Below are 874 nucleotides of genomic sequence, written 5' to 3'. Positions count from 1 at the left end.
TCGGTTATGGGACCAGCAGAAGCGCCTTTGGCTTTGGTTCGGGGGCGTTATCGTTTTCGGCTTTTGCTGCAAGGACAGCGCTCCTTTGATATACAAGGGTTTATACGTGCAATGCTTAGTGGTACACCCAAAATGCCCAGTTCTGTTCGGGTTCAAATTGATATTGATCCGCAAAGTTTTTTCTAAAACCAGTATCGCATAAAGTGAAGGTCTCTTTGCTTAAGGTGCTTTACTTTAATATTATATATTTCAGAATAAGCATCCTAGCAGCAGAATATGATACATGTGCATTGCATTAAGCAGCGCCACGGGAAAAAATATCTTTGTTATGGAATCAGCAGAAGCACCTCTCTTATTTGAGGGCGCTATCATTTCGGCTTTTAATCCTTTTTTGTGTTAGGGGCAGGATCCTTTTGATAGGCGGATTCTTTTTATAAGGGCGGATTATAGGAGCTGAAAATGCTTAGCTGTACACCCAAAATACCCAATTCTATTCGGGTTTAAATTGATATTGATCTATGCTTTTTCTAAAATCAGTGCAATATAGTGCCATATAAAGTGAAGCTATGTGGACTTAATGAAGGTCGTGTTTTTGATGTTATTTGACCTTAAAACCTTATGCAGCAGCGTTCATAAGATGTATCAGCGCTGTACGAGTCGTACCTGCTTTTCTATGCTAGATTAAGGCGAGAGTATTGCATATATCTATTTTATTTATCTTTGACGAGAACACAGACTCATTTTGGAGCGTAAAGGTCAAAATGCGTATTCATCGTTGTTGTCCTTATTTACGGCTTTAGAATTTTCAAAAGCGTCCATAATTATAATTTTTATAAATAATAAAATATTGATTTATAGTGATAATATGCCGTTA

Annotated in this window: 1 protein-coding gene; it reads left to right on the top strand. The window is 37.4% G+C overall.

The features are described 5' to 3' along the window. A partial coding sequence (locus ACFIKE_RS11735) for a hypothetical protein (RefSeq protein WP_375650126.1) occupies positions 1-186 on the top strand: 186 nt, incomplete at its 5' end. Positions 187-874 lie beyond the last annotated feature (688 nt).

Source organism: Bartonella sp. MU70NMGDW (assembly GCF_042194085.1).
Classification (GTDB): domain Bacteria; phylum Pseudomonadota; class Alphaproteobacteria; order Rhizobiales; family Rhizobiaceae; genus Bartonella; species Bartonella grahamii.
This window is presented reverse-complemented; position numbering and strand designations above follow the sequence as displayed.